This is a genomic window from Reyranella sp. (assembly GCF_017305915.1).
GTDB lineage: Bacteria > Pseudomonadota > Alphaproteobacteria > Reyranellales > Reyranellaceae > Reyranella.
On sequence record NZ_JAFKJN010000007.1, the window covers coordinates 277,302 to 296,083 of the forward strand.

Sequence of the window (18,782 nt, forward strand, 5' to 3'; positions counted from 1 at the left end):
GTTGGTCCCTTCCTTCTGACGATCTCTCTTCAAGGCTATTTCCCGTGAGCAAGATGCAACCCGTGCGGGGCACGCACGACCTTCTCCCCGATGAGTATCGGCGCTTCGCGCATGTCATCGACACCGCCCGCGAGGTCGCGCGCCTCTACGGTTATCGCGAGATGGCGACGCCGATCTTCGAGTTCACCGAGCTGTTCGCGCGCGGCATCGGCGAGACGACCGACGTCGTCTCCAAGGAGATGTACACCTTCCAGGATCGCGGCGGCGAATCGCTGACGCTGCGGCCGGAATACACCGCCGGCATCTGCCGCGCCTTCGTCTCCAACGGCGAGCTGGCGCAACAGCTGCCGCTGAAGCTGTTCGCCGCGGGGCCGATGTTCCGCTACGAGCGGCCGCAGAAGGGCCGGCAGCGGCAATTCCACCAGATCGACCTCGAGGTGCTGGGCGCGCCCGAGCCCGGCGCCGACATCGAGGTGATCTCGGTCGCGGCCGACATCCTCGATCGCCTGGGCATCCTCGGGCGCTGCGTGCTGAAGCTCAACTCGCTCGGCGACCCCGAGAGCCGCACGGCCTACCGCAAGGTGCTGGTCGACTATTATTCGGCGCACACCGCGAGACTGTCGGAGGACTCGCGCGACCGGCTGCAACGCAACCCGCTGCGCATCCTCGACAGCAAGGACGAGGGCGACAAGGCGATCAACGCCGACGCGCCGTCCTTTTCGGATCACCTCAACCAGGCGAGCCGCGACTTCTTCAAGCAGGTGCAGGACGGCCTCGCCGCCGCCGGCGTGCCGTTCGAGATCGATCCGGCTTTGGTGCGCGGGCTCGACTACTACACCCACACGGCGTTCGAGTTCGTCACCACCCACATCGGCGCCCAGGGCACGGTGCTGGGCGGCGGCCGCTACGACGGGCTGATCGCCGAGCTGGGCGGCCCGCCGACCGCCGGCATCGGCTGGGCGGGCGGCATCGAGCGACTGGTCATGCTGGCCAACGAGCCGGCGCCGCTGCCGCGGCCGGTGGCGATCGCGCCGCTGGGCCCGGCGGCCGAGGCCAAGGCGCTGGGCATCGCGCGGACGCTGCGCCGCGCCGGCATCGCGGTCGAGCAGGACTATCGCGGCAACATGAAGCGGCGCATGCAGCGGGCCAACAAGCTCAATGCTCGCGCCGCGATCATCCTGGGCGACGACGAGCTCGCCAAGGGCGTGGCCCAGGTGAAGGATCTCGACAGCGGCGCGCAGCACGAGGTCGCGCTGGACAAGCTCGCGGAAGCGCTTAAGTCCTAGGAAAATGTCTCTTCTTCAGAAACTCGACCAGGTGGTGGCGCGCCACGCCGAGCTGCAGGCGGCGCTGTCCGGCGGCGCCCTCGATTCCCAGAAGTTCGTGGCGGCGTCCAAGGAGTATTCCGACCTCGGGCCGCTGGTCGACGCGGTCAACGAATGGCGCAAGGCCGAGCAGGAGCTGAAGGACACCGAGGCACTGGCGGCCGACCCCGACATGCGCGCGATGGCGGAGGAAGAGGCCGTCAACCTCAAGAAGCGGCTGCCCGACCTCGAGCAGGCCGTGAAGCGCATGCTGCTGCCCAAGGACGCGGCCGACGAGAAGAACGCCATCCTGGAAATCCGCGCCGGCACCGGCGGCGACGAGGCGGCGCTGTTCGCATCGGACCTGTTCCGCATGTACCAGCGCTACGCCGCCGAGCACCGCTGGAAGTTCGAGATCATGGAGCTCTCCGACACCGGCATCGGCGGCTACAAGGAGGCGATCGCCACGGTGAGCGGCAAGGGCGTGTTCGCCCGGCTGAAGTTCGAATCGGGCGTGCACCGCGTGCAGCGCGTGCCCGCGACCGAGGCGTCGGGCCGCATCCATACCTCGGCGGCGACGGTGGCGGTGCTGCCGGAGGCCGAGGAGTTCGACATCAAGATTGACGAGAAGGACCTGCGCATCGACGTCTTCCGCGCCTCGGGACCGGGCGGCCAGTCGGTCAACACCACCGATTCGGCGGTGCGCATCACCCATCTTCCGACCGGCGTCGTGGTCAGCCAGCAGGACGAGAAGAGCCAGCACAAGAACAAGGCCAAGGCGATGAAGATCCTGCGCGCCCGCCTGTACGACGCCGAGCGCCAGCGCCGCGACGACGCGCGCGCCGCCGACCGCAAGGGCCAGGTCGGCTCGGGCGACCGCAGCGAGCGCATCCGCACCTACAACTTCCCGCAGAGCCGGGTCACCGACCACCGCATCAACCTCACGCTCTACAACCTCGCCGAGGTGATGGAGGGCCGCGGGCTGGACGAGATCATCGACGCCCTGATCGCCGACGACGAGGCGTCGCGGCTGGCGGAGCTCGCCGCCTGATCGCCTACGACGCGCTGCTGCGCGACACGGCCGTGGCGCTGACCGCGGCCGGCATCGACAACGCCCGTTTCGAGGCACGGCTGCTGCTGGCGCAGGCCTCGCGGCTCACCGTCGAGCAGCTCGTGGCCCGCGGCACCGACGCGGCGCCGGCCGCCATCGTCGAGGCCGTGCGCGTGCTGACGGCGCGGCGGGTGCAGCGCGAGCCGATGGCCTACATCGTGGGCGAACGCGAGTTCTGGGGCCTGCCGTTCAAGGTCACACCGGCCGTGCTGGTGCCGCGCCCCGACAGCGAGACGGTGATCGAGGCGGTGCTATCGCTGATGCCCGACCGCGACCGCGCCTGGCGCATCCTCGATCTCGGCGTCGGCTCGGGCTGCCTGCTGCTGACCCTGCTGCACGAGTATCCGAAGGCGCGCGGTGTTGGGCTCGAGGCCTCGCCGCAGGCGATGGCGGTGGCTGAGGAGAATGCGCGGGCCCTCGGCGTCGACGACCGGACGGCGCTGGTTGCCGGCGACTGGCGGCTGCCCGGCTGGATCGACGCCCTCGGCGGGCCGTTCGACCTGGTGGTATCCAATCCGCCCTACATCGAGAGCGCGGCGGTCGAGCGGCTGATGCCGGAGGTGGCGAAGTTCGAGCCCCGGCTGGCGCTCGATGGCGGCGCGGACGGGCTCGCGGCCTATCGCGAGATTGCTTCGGCGGGGCCGAAATTGGTCACAGCCGGCGGCTTTCTCGTCGTCGAAGGAGGGGAGGGGCAAGTCTCTGAAATATCAGCACTTTTCTCCGCTGCCGGCCTGGCGCCGCGGCCGCCCTGGAAGGACCTGGGCGGCATCGAAAGGGTCGTCGCCGCCGGCAATTAACAGGCATTAAACTATTGGCAATCCAGAGGAATGCGACTACGTTCTTGTTGGCCCCTTGGAAGGGGCATGGCCCGGGATACGGTGTGCCACGGGCCAAATATCCCTCGTAACATTGAGCTGCGACGGCGCCCGGGAGAGGGCAGAGGGTAGTCAAAACAGAACCCGTCCGGCATGTAACTGGCCCAGGTTAATGAGACCAAACAATCGGCAGCGGTCGCGGGGCGGCCGCAATGGCGGTGGTGGCGGTGGTCACCAGCATCACAAGCAGCATCACCAGCACAATCCAAACCGACCGCCCAATCGCAACCAGATCTTCGACAGCAGCGGGCCCGACGTGCGCGTGCGAGGCAATGCGCACCAGGTGTTCGACAAATACCAGGCGCTCGCCCGCGAGGCCGCGGCCTCGGGCGACCGCATCATGGCGGAGGCGTACTGGCAGTACGCCGATCACTACTACCGCGTGATCCAGACCATGGGCGGCTTCGTCCAGCGCAACAACCAGGGTTGGGGCGATGGCGAAGAGGGCCAGCCGCCGCAGCAGGGCAACCCGCAACAGCAGGGCCAGCCCAACGGTGAGCAGCAGGCCGGCGGCAGCAACGGCTACGCTCCCGAAGAGCATCAGCAGCAGAACATCCGCCAGGATGGCCGCGAGGAGCGTGGCAGCCGCGAGGACCGGGGTGGCCGTGAGGAGCGTGGCGGCCGCGAAGATCGTGGCGGCCGTGGCGGCCGCGAGGAGCAGGGCGACAGCGACCCTGGTCTCGGCGGGGTCGCCTTCCTGCAAAGCGGCCGTCCGCCGGCGAACCCCGATCCGGCGGCCGACGAGCAGCCCGAGGTGCCCGAGTTCGCGCCGGCCGGAGCGGGCCGCCGGGGCTAAGCTTTCTTCCCCTTTGCGGAGTCCGCGAAGGGGAAGTGCCCGCGTCTTGCGCGGGCGATGGGGTCATGACCCCTCCGTCGCCGATGACGGCGACGCCTCCCCCATGGCGGGGGAGGAGGGCTACAGGTGAATGAGCGTCGGCGCGAGGAAGCCCAGCGCGCCGAACAGCATCCCGACCACGCCCAGGCCGATCGACATGATCGTCAACCAGACGACGCTGGTGAGCGCTGCGGCGCCGGCCAGCACGATCGCGAGCTGCAGCGCGGCCGAGCCGTATTCGAACATGTGATAGGCCGACATCGCCTTGTCGCGCGCGGCCTCCTTGGCCTTGGCGCGGGCGGCCAGTTCCTTGCGGCCCTCGCCGGTCTCGGGCTCCGTCTCGTAGCGCTGCGCCGTCGTGCGCCAGGTCTCGGCCTGCTTCTTCAGGCCGGGCGGCATCGTCTGCCCGCCATCCTTGAACTGCGCCTCGACGGCGTCGGCGGCCGTCCGCATGGTCGTCTGCCGGATCGTCTTGGCCTGGAAGAACGACCACAGGTTCGAGGCGTCGATATGGTCGGCCAGCGCATGGGTCTGCGCGCTCTTGCCGCCCAGCTCCGAGATCGCAAGCAACGCCGCCAGGATAGCGACCAGCAAAGCGGTTTTCTTGTCGCCGCCTTCGACGTGTCCGTGTCCGCCTGACATTTCCACACTCCCCTGTTTCGCAGCGGTTCATACCGCGCGTTCGTTACATCGAAAAGCCATACCCGTCGTCGGGTCTTGCGTCCGGGCCGTCCCACCCCATATCGAACGCAGGATGCCCGGATAGGGGTCCGCTCTTTCGCCTGCCGTTGATTGGGGGCGTCCGAAGAAAGGGTTGAGTGATGAACCAGGAGAAATATACGGACCGCATGCGCGGCTTCCTTCAGAGCGCGCAAATGCTGGCGCTCCGCGAAGGGCACCAGCGCTTCATTCCGGACCACCTTTTGAAGGTCCTGCTGGACGATCCGGAGGGCCTCGCGGCCAACCTGATCTCCGCCGCAGGCGGCGACTCCCGCGCCGTCCACCGCGCGGTCGAGGCGACGCTGGCCAAGCAGCCCAAGGTCGAAGGCCAGGGCGCGGGCCAGATCTACATGGCGCCGGAGACGGCGCGCATCTTCGACCAGGCCGAATCCATTGCCGAGAAGGCGGGCGACAGCTTCGTCACCGTCGAGCGCATGCTGCTGGCGCTGCTGCTCGCCAAGGGCACCGACGCCGCCAAGGCGCTGAGCGATGCCGGCGTGAAGCCGCAGGCGCTGGAGAAGGCGATCGCCGAGCTGCGCAAGGGCCGCACCGCCGATTCGGCAGGTGCCGAGGGCAGCTACGAGGCGCTCAAGAAGTACGCCCGCGACCTCACCCAGGCGGCGCGCGACGGCAAGCTCGATCCGGTGATCGGCCGCGACGAGGAGATCCGCCGCACCATCCAGGTGCTGAGCCGCCGCACCAAGAACAACCCCGTGCTGATCGGCGAGCCCGGCGTCGGCAAGACTGCCATCGCCGAGGGCCTGGCGCTGCGCATCGTCAACGACGACGTGCCGGAGTCGCTGAAGGGCAAGAAGCTGATGGCGCTCGATCTCGGCGCGATGGTCGCCGGCGCGAAGTACCGCGGTGAGTTCGAGGAGCGCCTCAAGGCAGTGCTCTCCGAGATCGCCTCGTCCGAGGGCGACATCATCGTCTTCATCGACGAGTTGCACACCCTGATCGGCGCCGGCAAGGCCGACGGCGCGATGGATGCCTCCAACATGCTGAAGCCCGCGCTGGCGCGCGGCGAGCTGCATTGCGTGGGCGCCACGACGCTCGACGAGTACCGCAAGCACATCGAGAAGGACGCAGCACTCGCCCGTCGCTTCCAGCCGGTGTTCGTCGCCGAGCCGACGGTCGAGGACACGATCTCGATCCTGCGCGGCCTCAAGGAGAAGTACGAGCTCCACCATGGCGTGCGCATCGCCGATGCCGCGATCGTGGCGTCCGCGACGCTCTCCAACCGCTACATCGCCGACCGCTTCCTGCCGGACAAGGCGATCGACTTGATGGACGAGGCCGCGAGCCGGATCCGCATGCAGGTCGACAGCAAGCCCGAGGAGCTGGACGAGCTCGACCGGCGCATCATTATGCTCAAGATCGAGCGCGAGGCGCTGAAGAAGGAGACCGACCAAGCCTCGCGCGACCGCCTCGAGCGGCTCGAGAAGGAGCTGAGCGAGCTCGAGCAGAAGTCGGCGGCGCTGACCGCGTCGTGGAAGTCGGCCAAGGACAAGCTCGCCGATTCGCAGAAGCTCAAGGAGCAGCTCGACAAGGCGCGCTCGGAGCTCGACATCGCCCAGCGCAGGGGCGAGCTGGCGAAAGCCGGCGAGCTCGCCTACGGCGTGATCCCCGACCTCGAGAAGAAGCTCAAGGAAGCCGAGAGCCACGAGGTGGCCGGCGGCAAGGGGGTCAAGGAGGAGGTCACTCCGGAAGACATCGCGGCCGTCGTGTCGCGCTGGACCGGCGTGCCCGTCGACAAGATGCTCGAGGGCGAGAAGGCCAAGCTGCTCCGCATGGAGGAGCAGGTCGGCAAGCGGGTGGTCGGCCAGGACGAGGCGGTCCGTGCCGTCGCCAACGCGGTGCGCCGCGCGCGCGCCGGGTTGCAGGACCCGAACCGGCCGATCGGCTCGTTCCTGTTCCTGGGCCCGACCGGCGTCGGCAAGACCGAGCTCACCAAGGCGATCGCCGAATTCCTGTTCGACGACGACCAGGCGATGGTGCGCGTCGACATGAGCGAGTTCATGGAGAAGCACGCCGTCAGCCGCCTGATCGGCGCGCCTCCGGGCTATGTCGGCTACGACGAGGGCGGCGTCCTCACCGAGGCGGTGCGCCGGCGTCCCTACCAGGTGATCCTGTTCGACGAGGTCGAGAAGGCGCACCCGGACGTGTTCAACGTGCTGTTGCAGGTGCTCGACGACGGTCGCCTGACCGACGGCCAGGGCCGCACGGTCGACTTCAAGAACACGCTGATCGTGCTGACCTCGAACCTCGGCAGCTCGCATCTGGCGGCGCTCAAGGACGGCGAATCGGCCGACACCGTGCGCGAGCAGGTGATGGAAGAGGTGCGCCGCGCCTTCCGGCCCGAGTTCCTCAACCGCCTCGATGAGGTCCTGCTGTTCAGCCGGTTGAGCCGCGCGAACATGACCGACATCGTCGAGATCCAGCTCGGCCGCCTGCGCAAGCTGCTGGCCGATCGCAAGATCGAGCTGAAGTTCGACGGCAAGGCGCTGCAGTGGCTGGCCAATCGCGGCTACGATCCGGTCTACGGCGCACGGCCGCTCAAGCGGGTGATCCAGCGCAGCCTGCAGAACCCGCTGGCGACGATGCTGCTCGAGGGCAAGATCGGCGACGGCGACAGCGTCGCGATCACCGTCGAGAACGGTGAGCTCAACGTCGGCGGCGTGCAGGTACTGAGCGAGGCAGCCGACTAACCGGGACGATTGACCGGGACAGGGGGCAGGCCGTCAGGCCTGCCCCGTTCCGTTGTGCAGGGACGCCGTTGCGGCCACAATGCGTGGGACGATCATGGCGCAAGTAATGGTGCAACTTGCCGCTGACATAGCCGCCAGCTTTTCGAAGGACGCTGGCGGGGCGGCGCCGTTGCGTCGGGCTCTCGACGAGCTCGGCCTGACACTCGAACCGGTCGCGCCCGGCATCGATGACCCCCATCTCGCGCGATACTTCCAGGCAACCGTCGCCTCGGACGACGAGGCGGCGAAGGTAGCGACCAGGCTGACGGATGTGCCCGGCGTCACCGCTGCCTACATGCAACCGCCGATGGGTTTACCCTAGGGAATATGCTATCGCTTTCGTGACCCGGAGGGAGGGCATCATGGCGGCGAAACGCAAAGCGGCAGCCAAGCGCAAATCCACTGGAGCCAAGCGCAAAGCCACGGCGAAACCCAGGTCCGCCGCGAAACCCATGTCCGCCGCGAAGCCCACCGCCGCAACCAAGCGGACTGCTTCGGCGAAGCGCGCCGCCCGCCCGGAGCGTCCCCTCGCGGCGCCGGCGGTTCTGGCATCGTGGGGGCGGACGGATATTCCTTTTTGGCAGCAGCGGCAGCTTGTCGTCATGACCGAGCCGGCGCGCGAAGCCGCGGCCAGCCCGAGCACGCTGGGGTTGATGGCGCCGGCCGTGCATGTCCGGGAGGTCGCGGCGCAAGCCATCGGTGACATCGCGCAGATCCTCGCCAGGGCGAGCGCCACCATCGCGCCGATGCTGACGGAAACGCTGTTGATGCCGCCGTCGCGGCCTCCGGGGTTGGCCGCCGTCGCCGGCGAATTCGCGACGCCGCAGCCGCCGCCGGCCGAGCTCGGCCGCTACCAGCTGGTGACCGCGCCGGAGGAGAAGATCGAGGATCTCGCGACCGAGCTGAACGCCCATCGCCTCGTCGAGGCAGCCTATGTCACGCCGCCGCTCTTGCCGGCCGCGGCGCCACCGCGGATGGCCGCCGTGGGCAACCGGGCCCACGCCATGATGCTTCCCGCGGCCCCACCGCCGGCGCCCGGCACGGCGACGCCCGATTTCTCCGCCATGCAGGGATACCTGAACGCATCGCCCGACGGCGTCGATGCGCGCTGGGCGTGGAGCCAGCCGGGCGGCCGCGGCGACGGCGTCAGCATCATCGATATCGAGGGCGGCTGGTGCTTCGATCATGAGGATCTGCAGCACAGCGTCGACGGGCTGGTCGGCGGGACCGCGCTGAGCGATCCCCTGTGGCGCGATCACGGAACCGCCGTGCTGAGCGAGATCGTGGGCGACGACAACGGCATGGGCGTGATCGGCATCGCACCGAATGCGCGCGTCGCGGCGATCTCGCATTCGGGCGAGAGCACTCCGGTCAAGGCGATCGTCGCGGCGACCAAGCGCCTGCGGCCCGGCGACATCATGCTGCTGGAAACGCAGCAGGCCGGTCCGCGATTCAACTTCACCCTCCGCGACGACCAGAGGGGTTACATCCCGGTCGAATGGATCGACGTCACGTACCGCGCGGTCGCCTACGCGGTGAGCCAGGGCATCATCGTCGTCAGTGCCGGTGCCAATGGCGGCGAAAACCTCGACGACCCGATCTACTCGCTCCGGCCGAGCTCGGGGCCCGTCACGTTTCCCGGCGACTGGGTCAATCCATTCGACCGCACCCGGCGCGATTCCGGCTCGATCATCGTCGGCGCCGGCGCGCCGCCCAGCACCGCCTTCGGGCCCGACCGCGCGCGCATGGGTTTCTCCAACTTCGGCGCCGCGGTCGACACGCAGGGCTGGGGCGAGGAGGTCGTCGCCGGCGGCTATGGCTTCCTGCAGGGCGGCGCCGAGGAGAGGCGCTACACGGCGACGTTCGGCGGTACCTCGGGCGCCTCGCCGATGGTCGTCGGCGCCCTGGCTGCCGTGCAGGGCATCCGCAAGGCGATGGGCCGCGCGCCGCTGACGCCGGCCCAGGCGAGGAACCTGCTGAGAGCCACCGGCGCACCGCAGCGCGGCAACACCACGGAGCGCATCGGCACTCGGCCGGATATCAAGCAGATGGTCGCGTCGATGCCGGCCTGATCATGTTCTTCGGGGACCGCGGGCCTCCAGGCCCGCATCACGATTCATGAGCGAGCCCGGAAGACCTGATGCGCCGCCTGGAGTAGCGCCTCTCCGGCAACTCAGCTGCCGTTGGCGAGTTGCCGTGTGTGGCTCGCGGTCACCTTCGACCTATGCTTCACCGCGGGCTTCTCCGACGTCACAGGGCCGCTCGCGATGGTCGCGTCGGTGTGCTTCTTGGGTACGATGCGGGAGCGCGCCGCGACGTTGGGCTGGCGGCCCTCCTTCGCGGTCTCGCGCTTGCCCGCGTCGACCTTCGACGCGTGGTTGTCGTCGAACGCGTCGGGCTTGGCGACCTTCGGCGCGTTCTTGAGCTGCGCCACGTACTGGCCGGCCAGTCCCTTGAAGCGCGCGAGGTCCTTGCCGCCCACCGACGCCTGCATCGCGAACTTCTGCGCCAGCGGATTGACCGGCCGGCCGCCGCGATAGAACTCGTAGTGCAGGTGGGGGCCGGTCGACATGCCGGTCGAGCCGACGAAGCCGATCACCTGGCCCTGGCGCACCGCGACGCCCGGCTTGATGCCGGGGCCGAGGCGGGACATGTGGCCATAGCCGGTGCCAATATCGCGCGTGTGCTCGAGCTTCACGAAGATGCCGTAGCCGCCGTTGTAGCCCGCCATCATCACCTTGCCGGCGCCGGCGGCGAGGATCGGCGTGCCCGACGGCGCGCCGAAATCGACGCCGGTATGCATCGCGCTGTAGCCGAGGATCGGATGATCGCGCATGCCGAAGCGCGACGTCACCTTCGAGGCATCCATCGGCGTGCGCAGGAAGGAGCGCACCACGCTCTCGCCCTTGGGGTTGTAGAATTGCTCGGCGCCGTTCTGCGGGCGGAAGCGGATCACCGTGACCGAGCGCTTGCCGAGATGCAGCTCGCCCGCGAGCAGGCGGCCGGGATGCGTGATCTTGCCGTCGCTGGTGACGAGCTGCTCGAGCAGCACGGTGAACTTCTGGCCTTCCTTCAGCTCGCGCTGGAAGTCGACGTCGTAGGAAAGCGCGCGGATGAACTCGACCATCGCCTGGCTGGGCGCACCGCCGGCGATGCCGCTCGATTCGAGGGAGCCGTGCCGCTCGCCTTCGACGCGCACGATGCGCGGGCTGACGCGATAGGTCTTCTCCTCGCCGGAGTAGCTGCCGTCGTCGCTTCGTTTGACGATGTACTCGCGCTCCGGCTGGGGCCGGATCGAAAGCGACAGCACGCGCGGCGCATCGGATTGGCCCGGCAGGGTCTGGATCTCGAGCTGGATTTCCTCGCCGACCGCGATCTTGCGCTTCTTCAGGATCGCGTGCAGGGCGTCGACGATGGCCTTGCGATCGGTCTCGGGGACCTCGATGTCGGCCAGCATCTTGTCGATCGTGTCGCCCTTCTCGAGGCGCAGGGTGAGCTCGTAGCGATCGGGGGCCGGCGGCTCGGGATCGCTCGACGGCTGGGCCTGCTGTGTCGGCGGCTGGGCGCTCTGGAAGCCCTTGAAATCGGCCGGATCGAGGCCGCCCCTGAAGTCGGCGGCGCTGACCGGCGGTGCCGGATCGGGGTCCGGCAGGGCGGTTTCGGCCACGATCGCCGGCGGCGGCGATGGGCTGTTGCGATGTGTCAGAAGCAGGGCGCCAAGGGCCAGGCCGCTGGCGCCAATCGCGAATAGGACAGGCCGGAACAGCACGAAAAGCGCCGTTTGGGCGCCTTCGGGCCGGCCCGACGGAGGGGGGGAATCCGTCATGACCGTTGACCTATGTGGGCCCGGTGGGCCGGGCCTCAGCTTGGGTTGCTGCCGTTGCTCAACAATCGATCCCCAACGGCAGGGACGCTACATATTGATGCCGGAAAGGCTGGCCGGCGACAACAATACAATAGGTTTGACGTGCCTTTTCAGACTCTTAGGACTTCGTAAGAGATTTGAAAATTTACGTTTGACACCCCGATGGGTCACCCATATAAGCGCGGCTCCCACGGCGAACGGGGTGTACCGAAAACGTCACGGCGTAAGAGTGACGGGGGGTTCTTCGACCCAAACGGTACGCCCGGAAGCTGAAGGTCTCGACCACCCGGTCGTGTGTTCTATGCATCGTCTGTTAGGAAAGGGATACGCCGGCGGCGGCGAACGTCAGCTCTGACCTTCGGGTTGGCTGCAGATGTTTTCGTCGTCGCTAGTTCGAACGCTCGGCCGCAAGGCCGGGCATAGTAATCTAGTGACGGGATCTCAAAGCGCTCTTGCTTCTCTTCGGAGAGGTCGAGAGCACGTTAAACTTGAGAGTTTGATCCTGGCTCAGAACGAACGCTGGCGGCAGGCTTAACACATGCAAGTCGAACGCGTGTAGCAATACACGAGTGGCGCACGGGTGAGTAACACGTGGATATCTGCCTTTTGGTTCGGAATAACCCTGGGAAACTAGGGCTAATACCGAATGGTTCCTACGGGATAAAGATTTATCGCCAAAAGATGAGTCCGCGTCCGATTAGCTAGTTGGTGAGGTAATGGCTCACCAAGGCGACGATCGGTAGCTGGTCTGAGAGGACGATCAGCCACACTGGGACTGAGACACGGCCCAGACTCCTACGGGAGGCAGCAGTGGGGAATATTGGACAATGGGGGCAACCCTGATCCAGCCATGCCGCGTGAGTGATGAAGGCCTTCGGGTTGTAAAGCTCTTTTGGCGGGGACGATGATGACGGTACCCGCAGAATAAGCCCCGGCTAACTTCGTGCCAGCAGCCGCGGTAAGACGAAGGGGGCTAGCGTTGTTCGGAATTACTGGGCGTAAAGCGCGTGTAGGCGGTTATTCAAGTCAGGTGTGAAAGCCTTGAGCTCAACTCAAGAAATGCACTTGATACTGGATGACTAGAGGACCGGAGAGGATAGTGGAATTCCCAGTGTAGTGGTGAAATACGTAGAGATTGGGAAGAACACCAGTGGCGAAGGCGGCTATCTGGACGGTTACTGACGCTAAGACGCGAAAGCGTGGGGAGCAAACAGGATTAGATACCCTGGTAGTCCACGCCGTAAACGATGGGTGCTAGACGTTGGCGAGCTTGCTCGTCAGTGTCGCAGCTAACGCGTTAAGCACCCCGCCTGGGGAGTACGGCCGCAAGGTTGAAACTCAAAGGAATTGACGGGGGCCCGCACAAGCGGTGGAGCATGTGGTTCAATTCGACGCAACGCGAAGAACCTTACCAGCCCTTGACATGTGACTCGCCGGGAGCAGAGACGCTCCCTTCGGTTCGGCCGGAGTCAACACAGGTGCTGCATGGCTGTCGTCAGCTCGTGTCGTGAGATGTTGGGTTAAGTCCCGCAACGAGCGCAACCCTCGTCTCCAGTTGCCATCAGGTTATGCTGGGCACTTTGGAGAAACTGCCGGTGACAAGCCGGAGGAAGGTGGGGATGACGTCAAGTCCTCATGGCCCTTACGGGCTGGGCTACACACGTGCTACAATGGCGGTGACAATGGGATGCGATGGCGCGAGCCGGAGCCGATCCTAAAAAGCCGTCTCAGTTCGGATTGCACTCTGCAACTCGAGTGCATGAAGTTGGAATCGCTAGTAATCGAGGATCAGCATGCCTCGGTGAATACGTTCCCGGGCCTTGTACACACCGCCCGTCACGCCATGGGAGTTGGTTCTACCCGAAGATGGTGCGCTAACCGCAAGGAGGCAGCCAGCCACGGTAGGATCAATGACTGGGGCGAAGTCGTAACAAGGTAGCCGTAGGGGAACCTGCGGCTGGATCACCTCCTTTCTAAGGAAGGTCCGAAGCAATTCGGGTCTTACTTACACAAAAATCGAAGTCGGGTTTCTCAAGCCCGACCGCCGCCGTCGACGCATCCCTTTCCTGTGATGGTTTCTCGCTTCGTCTGCCCGAATTGGGCTAGTAGCTCAGCTGGTTAGAGCGCGCGCTTGATAAGCGTGAGGTCGGAGGTTCAAATCCTCCCTGGCCCACCACCTTTCGCGCGATCGGCTCTGCCTTCGGGGAGGCCGGTCCGCACCGAAAACGGTGAATTCGCCGAAAACGGTGAAAACGGTTCAAACGGACGAAGCGCAGACCGCGGATCACCGCCTAACGGGGGCATAGCTCAGTTGGGAGAGCGCCTGCTTTGCAAGCAGGAGGTCGTCGGTTCGATCCCGTCTGCCTCCACCACCATCACACAGGTGCAGAGACACCCGATGCAAACCGCATCGGATCGTTCTTTGACATCGTTCATCGGAAGAGAGGTCTGAAGTCTAGATTTCCGCGCTCCGTCGCCTAGGCGGAGTGGTAGGAACGGGTAAGTAGAACACAAGGCCGTTCTCGTCGTGGGGGTCGTCCCCTGCACGGAACGAGCCGAAGACATGATCGAGAGATCATTCTTCGCTGACAAACAGTTGTGAGATCAAGCACAACAAGGGCGTTTGGCGGATGCCTTGGCACTGAGAGGCGATGAAGGACGTGGTAGGCTGCGAAAAGCTCCGGGGAGTTGCCAACATACTTTGATCCGGAGATATCCGAATGGGGAAACCCCATCCATCAGGATGATCGGCGACTGAATCCATAGGTCGACGAAGCGAACCCAGGGAACTGAAACATCTCAGTACCTGGAGGAAAGGACATCAACAGAGACTCCGCTAGTAGTGGCGAGCGAACGCGGACCAGGCCAGTGATACGATCGTAAGAACCGGAACACTCTGGAAAGAGTGGCCATAGCGGGTGATAGCCCCGTACGGGTAGAAAGCGGTCGTATCCTCGAGTAGGGCGGGACACGTGAAATCCTGTCTGAACACGGGGGGATCACCCTCCAAGCCTAAGTACTCCTCAGTGACCGATAGTGAACAAGTACCGTGAGGGAAAGGTGAAAAGCACCCCGACAAGGGGAGTGAAAAAGACCTGAAACCGAACGCCTACAAACAGTCGGAGCCCGCAAGGGTGACGGCGTACCTTTTGTATAATGGGTCAGCGACTTACTCTGTGCAGCAAGCTTAAGCCGATAGGTGTAGGCGCAGCGAAAGCGAGTCTGAATAGGGCGACCAGTTGCACGGAGTAGACCCGAAACCGGGTGATCTAGTCATGGGCAGGTTGAAGGCGCGGTAACGCGCGCTGGAGGACCGAACCGGTTACCGTTGCAAAGGTATCGGATGACCTGTGATTAGGGGTGAAAGGCCAACCAAACTCGGAAATAGCTGGTTCTCCGCGAAAACTATTTAGGTAGTGCGTCGTGTGATTGCCATCGGGGGTAGAGCACTGGATGGGCTAGGGGGATCCAAAGTCTTACCAAACCTAACCAAACTCCGAATACCGATGAGTACAGCACGGCAGACAGACGGCGGGTGCTAAGGTCCGTCGTCGAGAGGGAAACAGCCCAGACCGCCAGCTAAGGTCCCCAAGTCATGGCTAAGTGGGAAAGGATGTGGGAAGGCCAAAACAACCAGGAGGTTGGCTTAGAAGCAGCCATCCTTTAAAGAAAGCGTAATAGCTCACTGGTCTAATCAAGCAATCCTGCGCCGAAGATGTATCGGGGCTAAAGCCATGCACCGAAGCTGCGGACTCGAAAGAGTGGTAGCGGAGCGTTCCGTAAGCCTGTGAAGGGCGACCCGTGAGGGCGCCTGGAGGTATCGGAAGTGAGAATGCTGACATGAGTAGCGATAAGAAGCGTGAGAGACGCTTCCGCCGTAAGTCCAAGGGTTCCTGCGCAAGGTCAATCCGCGCAGGGTTAGCCGGCCCCTAAGGTGAGGGCGACAGCCGTAGCCGATGGGAACCACGTCAATATTCGTGGGCCTGCTGGAAGTGACGGATCCGAAATGTGGCCCGAGCTCGTTGGCGAATGCTCGGGCGGCCCAAGGGTTCCAGGAAATAACTCCAGCGTATAGACCGTACCCTAAACCGACACAGGTGGACTGGTAGAGTATACCAAGGCGCTTGAGGGAACCATGTTGAAGGAACTAGGCAATTTACCCCCGTAACTTCGGGATAAGGGGGCCTCTGGCGGTCTCGCCAGAGGGGCACAGACTAGGGGGTGGCGACTGTTTAACAAAAACACAGGGCTCTGCTAAGCCGTGAGGCGAAGTATAGGGTCTGACGCCTGCCCGGTGCCGGAAGGTTAAGAGGAGAGGTTCACGCCTTGAATCGAAGCCCCGGTAAACGGCGGCCGTAACTATAACGGTCCTAAGGTAGCGAAATTCCTTGTCGGGTAAGTTCCGACCTGCACGAATGGCGTAACGACTTCCCCGCTGTCTCCAACATGGGCTCGGCGAAATTGAATTCCCCGTGAAGATGCGGGGTACCCGCAGTTAGACGGAAAGACCCCGTGCACCTTTACTACAACTTTGCAGTGGCATTAGAGATTGGATGTGTAGGATAGGCGGGAGCCTTTGAAGCCCGGGCGCTAGCTCGAGTGGAGGCAACCTTGAAATACCGCCCTTTTGATCTTTGATGTCTAACCGCGACTGGTTATCCCGGTCCGGGACCCTGCATGGTGGGTAGTTTGACTGGGGCGGTCGCCTCCCAAAGAGTAACGGAGGCGCGCGATGGTGGGCTCAGGCCGGTCGGAAATCGGCTGCTGAGTGCAATGGCACAAGCCCGCCTGACTGCGAGACTGACAAGTCGAGCAGGGACGAAAGTCGGCCATAGTGATCCGGTGGTTCCGCGTGAGTGGGCCATCGCTCAACGGATAAAAGGTACGCCGGGGATAACAGGCTGATACCACCCAAGCGTCCACAGCGACGGTGGTGTTTGGCACCTCGATGTCGACTCATCACATCCTGGGGCTGGAGCAGGTCCCAAGGGTTCGGCTGTTCGCCGATTAAAGTGGTACGTGAGTTGGGTTCAAAACGTCGTGAGACAGTTTGGTCCCTATCTGCTGTGGGTGTTCGAGACTTGAGAGGAGCCGTCCTTAGTACGAGAGGACCGGGATGGACTTACCTCTGGTGTACCGGTTGTGACGCCAGTCGCAGCGCCGGGTAGCTATGTAGTGAAGGGATAAACGCTGAAAGCATCTAAGCGTGAAACCCGCCTCGAAACTAGGTCTCGCTGAGAGTCGTGGTAGACCACCACGTTGATAGGCCGCATGTGCAAGTGCAGCGATGCATTCAGCTTAGCGGTACTAATAGCTCGATCGGCTTGATTTCATCGTTCCGTGCAGCGGTCGACATCCGCGGCGCGGCTTTGTGTGCCCGGGACTTCAGATCTCTTCCAATCTTTGCGCTTCGACGACCTGGTGGCAGTAGCGAGGGGTGTACACCCGATCCCATTCCGAACTCGGCCGTGAAAACCCTCAGCGCCGATGGTACTGTGTCTTAAGGCACGGGAGAGTAGGTCGCTGCCAGGTCTTCCAAGCGCGAAGATCTTCCGACGAACGACAGACGAACAGCGCGCAGGAAATCGACGCGGGGTGGAGCAGCCCGGTAGCTCGTCAGGCTCATAACCTGAAGGTCGTAGGTTCAAATCCTGCCCCCGCAACCAAATTGAAAAGCCGTCCTCGAAAGGGGACGGCTTTTTGTTTTCTCAGCGGCTCATCGCAGCGCTGCAGCGGCGGAACCGGAAGCTCTCGATTGCACGAGTTGGTTCTCAGCTTTTGAGGAACTCGCGTACTTCTTCGAGCAGTCGCTCGTGGGCAGGCTCCGAATCGAGCAGAATGTGATTCTTGCTCTGCAGGGTTACGAAGCGAGCACCCGGAATTTCCGAGGCCATCGCGCGACCGTATTCCCAAGGCACAATGGCATCTCCGCGCGAATGAGTGACGAGGGTCGGTATCTTCAGCTTCGACAGCAAGTCGCGAACATCGATATTGCCTACCACTTCGCGAAAGCGGATCGCATTCTCCGATGAGATACTGGCCCGCTGCAGCTCATTGAAGCTGTCGAAGATCTCCTTCGTTCCCTCCGGGAAGAACAGTGACGTAAACATCTGACGGAAAGCCGGATTGTCTGTACCCCAACCCGCCTTCATCAGCTGCATCATTGCCCGCGTGCGCTCGGTTTCTTCAGGTGTCCGTTTGAGCGGCCCCAGTGCAAAACCGCCATGCAGGATCAGGTGACTGACTTTTTCGGGATGGCGTGCCGCAAAGGCAATCGCCACCGCGCACCCCTGAGAGGATCGTGTCCCAAACCGTGGTGTAGCTGATCGTCGATCAACCAGGCGATCTCGGGGTTTGAGCCGGATCGATCAGCCAGCCGCGATGGGCAGGCCGACGATGGGATCATCGCCGACGGGGGCGATGCTTTCCAGCGTGATGTAGCGGGCGCGCTGTACGGCCCATTCGTCGTTCTGTTCGAGGAGGATGGCGCCGACGAGGCGGGTTATGGCGGCCTCATTGGGGAAGATGCCAACGACCTCAGTGCGGCGCTTGATCTCGCCATTCAATCGTTCCAGCGGATTGGTGCTGTGCAGCTTGGTGCGGTGCTGGGGCGGGAAGCTCATGTAGGCCAGCACGTCGGGCTCGGCCTGATCCATCAGGCCGGCGAGCTTGGGGAGCTTGGGCCTGAGCTGGTCAGCGACGCGGCGCCATTGGGCTTTGGCCTGCTCGGCATCGTCCTGGGCGAAGGCTGTTGCGATGAAGGCCGAGACGACGCGCCTGCCGCTTCTGCCGGCATGGGCCAGGGCGTTACGCATGAAGTGGACGCGGCAGCGCTGCCAGGTGGCGGTGAAGATCCTGGAGACGGCCGCCTTGATGCCTTCGTGGGCGTCGGAGACCACCAGCTTCACGCCACGCAGGCCGCGCCGGGCGAGCTTCCTGAGGAAGGTCGTCCAGAAGGTCTCGGCCTCGGAGGGGCCGATATCCATGCCGAGCACCTCGCGCCGGCCATCGGCATTGACGCCAACCGCCACGATCACGGCGACCGATACGATGCGGCCGGCCTGGCGGACCTTCACGTAGGTCGCGTCGATCCACAGGTATGGCCAGTCGCCTTCGATCGGTCGGTCGAGGAAGGCCTTTACCCGCTGATCAATCTCTTCACACAGCCGGCTTACCTGATGACCTGCCCCTGGGTTTTCGGGCCATCGATTAGTTGAGAGACTGGCCTCCGCGAGGAGGCAGGATGAAGAAGTCGAGGTTCACGGAAGAGCAGATCGTATCGATCTTGCGGGAGACGGATCGGGACACGGTGCCGGTGGTATCGA

Annotated in this window: 10 protein-coding genes, 3 tRNA genes, 3 rRNA genes and 1 pseudogene; 13 read left to right on the top strand and 4 right to left on the bottom strand. The window is 64.4% G+C overall.

The features are described from left to right. The first annotated feature begins 53 nt into the window (after nt 1-53). The 4 genes from hisS to J0J01_RS04905 all read left to right on the top strand — a co-directional run bounded on the left by hisS (nt 54) and on the right by J0J01_RS04905 (nt 4,086). Nucleotides 54-1,286, top strand: coding sequence for a histidine--tRNA ligase (gene hisS, locus J0J01_RS04890; protein ID WP_296379101.1), 1,233 nt, complete (start codon nt 54-56; stop codon nt 1,284-1,286). 4 nt (nt 1,287-1,290) lie between these two features. Next, on the top strand, nt 1,291-2,355 hold the full coding sequence (prfA, locus tag J0J01_RS04895; protein WP_296379092.1) for a peptide chain release factor 1: 1,065 nt from the start codon (nt 1,291-1,293) through the stop codon (nt 2,353-2,355). A 17-nt stretch (nt 2,356-2,372) separates the two neighbouring features. Further along, nucleotides 2,373-3,212, top strand: a complete 840-nt coding sequence (gene prmC / locus J0J01_RS04900) for a peptide chain release factor N(5)-glutamine methyltransferase (RefSeq protein ID WP_296379102.1) — start codon at nt 2,373-2,375, stop codon at nt 3,210-3,212. A gap of 190 nt (nt 3,213-3,402) precedes the next feature. Then, nucleotides 3,403-4,086, top strand: coding sequence for a DUF4167 domain-containing protein (locus tag J0J01_RS04905; RefSeq protein WP_296379093.1), 684 nt, complete (start codon nt 3,403-3,405; stop codon nt 4,084-4,086). Nucleotides 4,087-4,206: 120 nt separating this feature from the next. Here J0J01_RS04905 and J0J01_RS04910 read toward each other — a convergent pair whose 3' ends face one another. Next, nucleotides 4,207-4,767: a DUF4337 domain-containing protein gene (locus J0J01_RS04910; RefSeq protein ID WP_296379094.1), complete on the bottom strand. Its 561-nt coding sequence runs from the start codon at nt 4,765-4,767 to the stop codon at nt 4,207-4,209. A 179-nt stretch (nt 4,768-4,946) separates the two neighbouring features. On the opposite strand from J0J01_RS04910, the gene clpB reads away from it, so the two are divergent. From clpB to J0J01_RS04925, 3 genes are all read left to right on the top strand, one after another. Continuing rightward, nucleotides 4,947-7,553 (top strand): ATP-dependent chaperone ClpB, encoded by a 2,607-nt coding sequence (gene clpB, locus J0J01_RS04915; protein ID WP_296379095.1) that lies wholly within the window; start codon nt 4,947-4,949, stop codon nt 7,551-7,553. A gap of 94 nt (nt 7,554-7,647) precedes the next feature. Continuing rightward, on the top strand, nt 7,648-7,914 hold the full coding sequence (locus J0J01_RS04920; protein WP_296379096.1) for a hypothetical protein: 267 nt from the start codon (nt 7,648-7,650) through the stop codon (nt 7,912-7,914). 280 nt (nt 7,915-8,194) lie between these two features. Further along, nucleotides 8,195-9,664, top strand: coding sequence for a S8 family serine peptidase (locus tag J0J01_RS04925; RefSeq protein ID WP_296379097.1), 1,470 nt, complete (start codon nt 8,195-8,197; stop codon nt 9,662-9,664). Nucleotides 9,665-9,765: 101 nt separating this feature from the next. Here J0J01_RS04925 and J0J01_RS04930 read toward each other — a convergent pair whose 3' ends face one another. Beyond that, the gene (locus J0J01_RS04930; RefSeq protein WP_296379098.1) at nt 9,766-11,259 is read right to left on the bottom strand and encodes a peptidoglycan DD-metalloendopeptidase family protein; all 1,494 of its coding nucleotides are present in this window, start codon (nt 11,257-11,259) and stop codon (nt 9,766-9,768) included. A 682-nt stretch (nt 11,260-11,941) separates the two neighbouring features. On the opposite strand from J0J01_RS04930, the gene J0J01_RS04935 reads away from it, so the two are divergent. From J0J01_RS04935 to J0J01_RS04960, 6 genes are all read left to right on the top strand, one after another. Continuing rightward, a 16S ribosomal RNA gene (locus J0J01_RS04935) occupies nt 11,942-13,430 on the top strand. Between the two features lie 126 nt (nt 13,431-13,556). Further along, a tRNA-Ile gene (locus tag J0J01_RS04940) sits at nt 13,557-13,633 on the top strand. 120 nt (nt 13,634-13,753) lie between these two features. Continuing rightward, a tRNA-Ala gene (locus J0J01_RS04945) sits at nt 13,754-13,829 on the top strand. 230 nt (nt 13,830-14,059) lie between these two features. After that, a 23S ribosomal RNA gene (locus J0J01_RS04950) occupies nt 14,060-16,789 on the top strand. Between the two features lie 85 nt (nt 16,790-16,874). Next, nucleotides 16,875-16,989: ribosomal RNA gene (gene rrf / locus J0J01_RS04955) — 5S ribosomal RNA — on the top strand. Together the 16S, 23S and 5S rRNA genes with 3 tRNA genes alongside form the textbook arrangement of a ribosomal RNA operon. A 57-nt stretch (nt 16,990-17,046) precedes the next feature. After that, a tRNA-Met gene (locus tag J0J01_RS04960) sits at nt 17,047-17,123 on the top strand. A 105-nt stretch (nt 17,124-17,228) separates the two neighbouring features. Here J0J01_RS04960 and J0J01_RS04965 read toward each other — a convergent pair. Further along, the gene (locus tag J0J01_RS04965; protein ID WP_365735977.1) at nt 17,229-17,822 is read right to left on the bottom strand and encodes an alpha/beta hydrolase; all 594 of its coding nucleotides are present in this window, start codon (nt 17,820-17,822) and stop codon (nt 17,229-17,231) included. Nucleotides 17,823-17,825: 3 nt separating this feature from the next. After that, nucleotides 17,826-18,635 (bottom strand): annotated as a pseudogene (locus J0J01_RS04970) (IS256 family transposase); the annotation flags it as partial. Nucleotides 18,636-18,782: the final 147 nt, after the last annotated feature.

Bases quoted from the DNA above. Each gene is read 5' to 3' on its own strand.
- J0J01_RS04925 (WP_296379097.1), top strand. From the start codon at position 8,195: ATGACCGAGCCGGCGCGCGAAGCCGCGGCCAGCCCGAGCACGCTGGGG.
- J0J01_RS04905 (WP_296379093.1), top strand. From the start codon at position 3,403: ATGAGACCAAACAATCGGCAGCGGTCGCGGGGCGGCCGCAATGGCGGT.
- clpB (WP_296379095.1), top strand. From the start codon at position 4,947: ATGAACCAGGAGAAATATACGGACCGCATGCGCGGCTTCCTTCAGAGC.
- prfA (WP_296379092.1), top strand. From the start codon at position 1,291: ATGTCTCTTCTTCAGAAACTCGACCAGGTGGTGGCGCGCCACGCCGAG.
- J0J01_RS04920 (WP_296379096.1), top strand. From the start codon at position 7,648: ATGGCGCAAGTAATGGTGCAACTTGCCGCTGACATAGCCGCCAGCTTT.
- hisS (WP_296379101.1), top strand. From the start codon at position 54: ATGCAACCCGTGCGGGGCACGCACGACCTTCTCCCCGATGAGTATCGG.
- J0J01_RS04910 (WP_296379094.1), bottom strand. From the start codon at position 4,767: ATGTCAGGCGGACACGGACACGTCGAAGGCGGCGACAAGAAAACCGCT.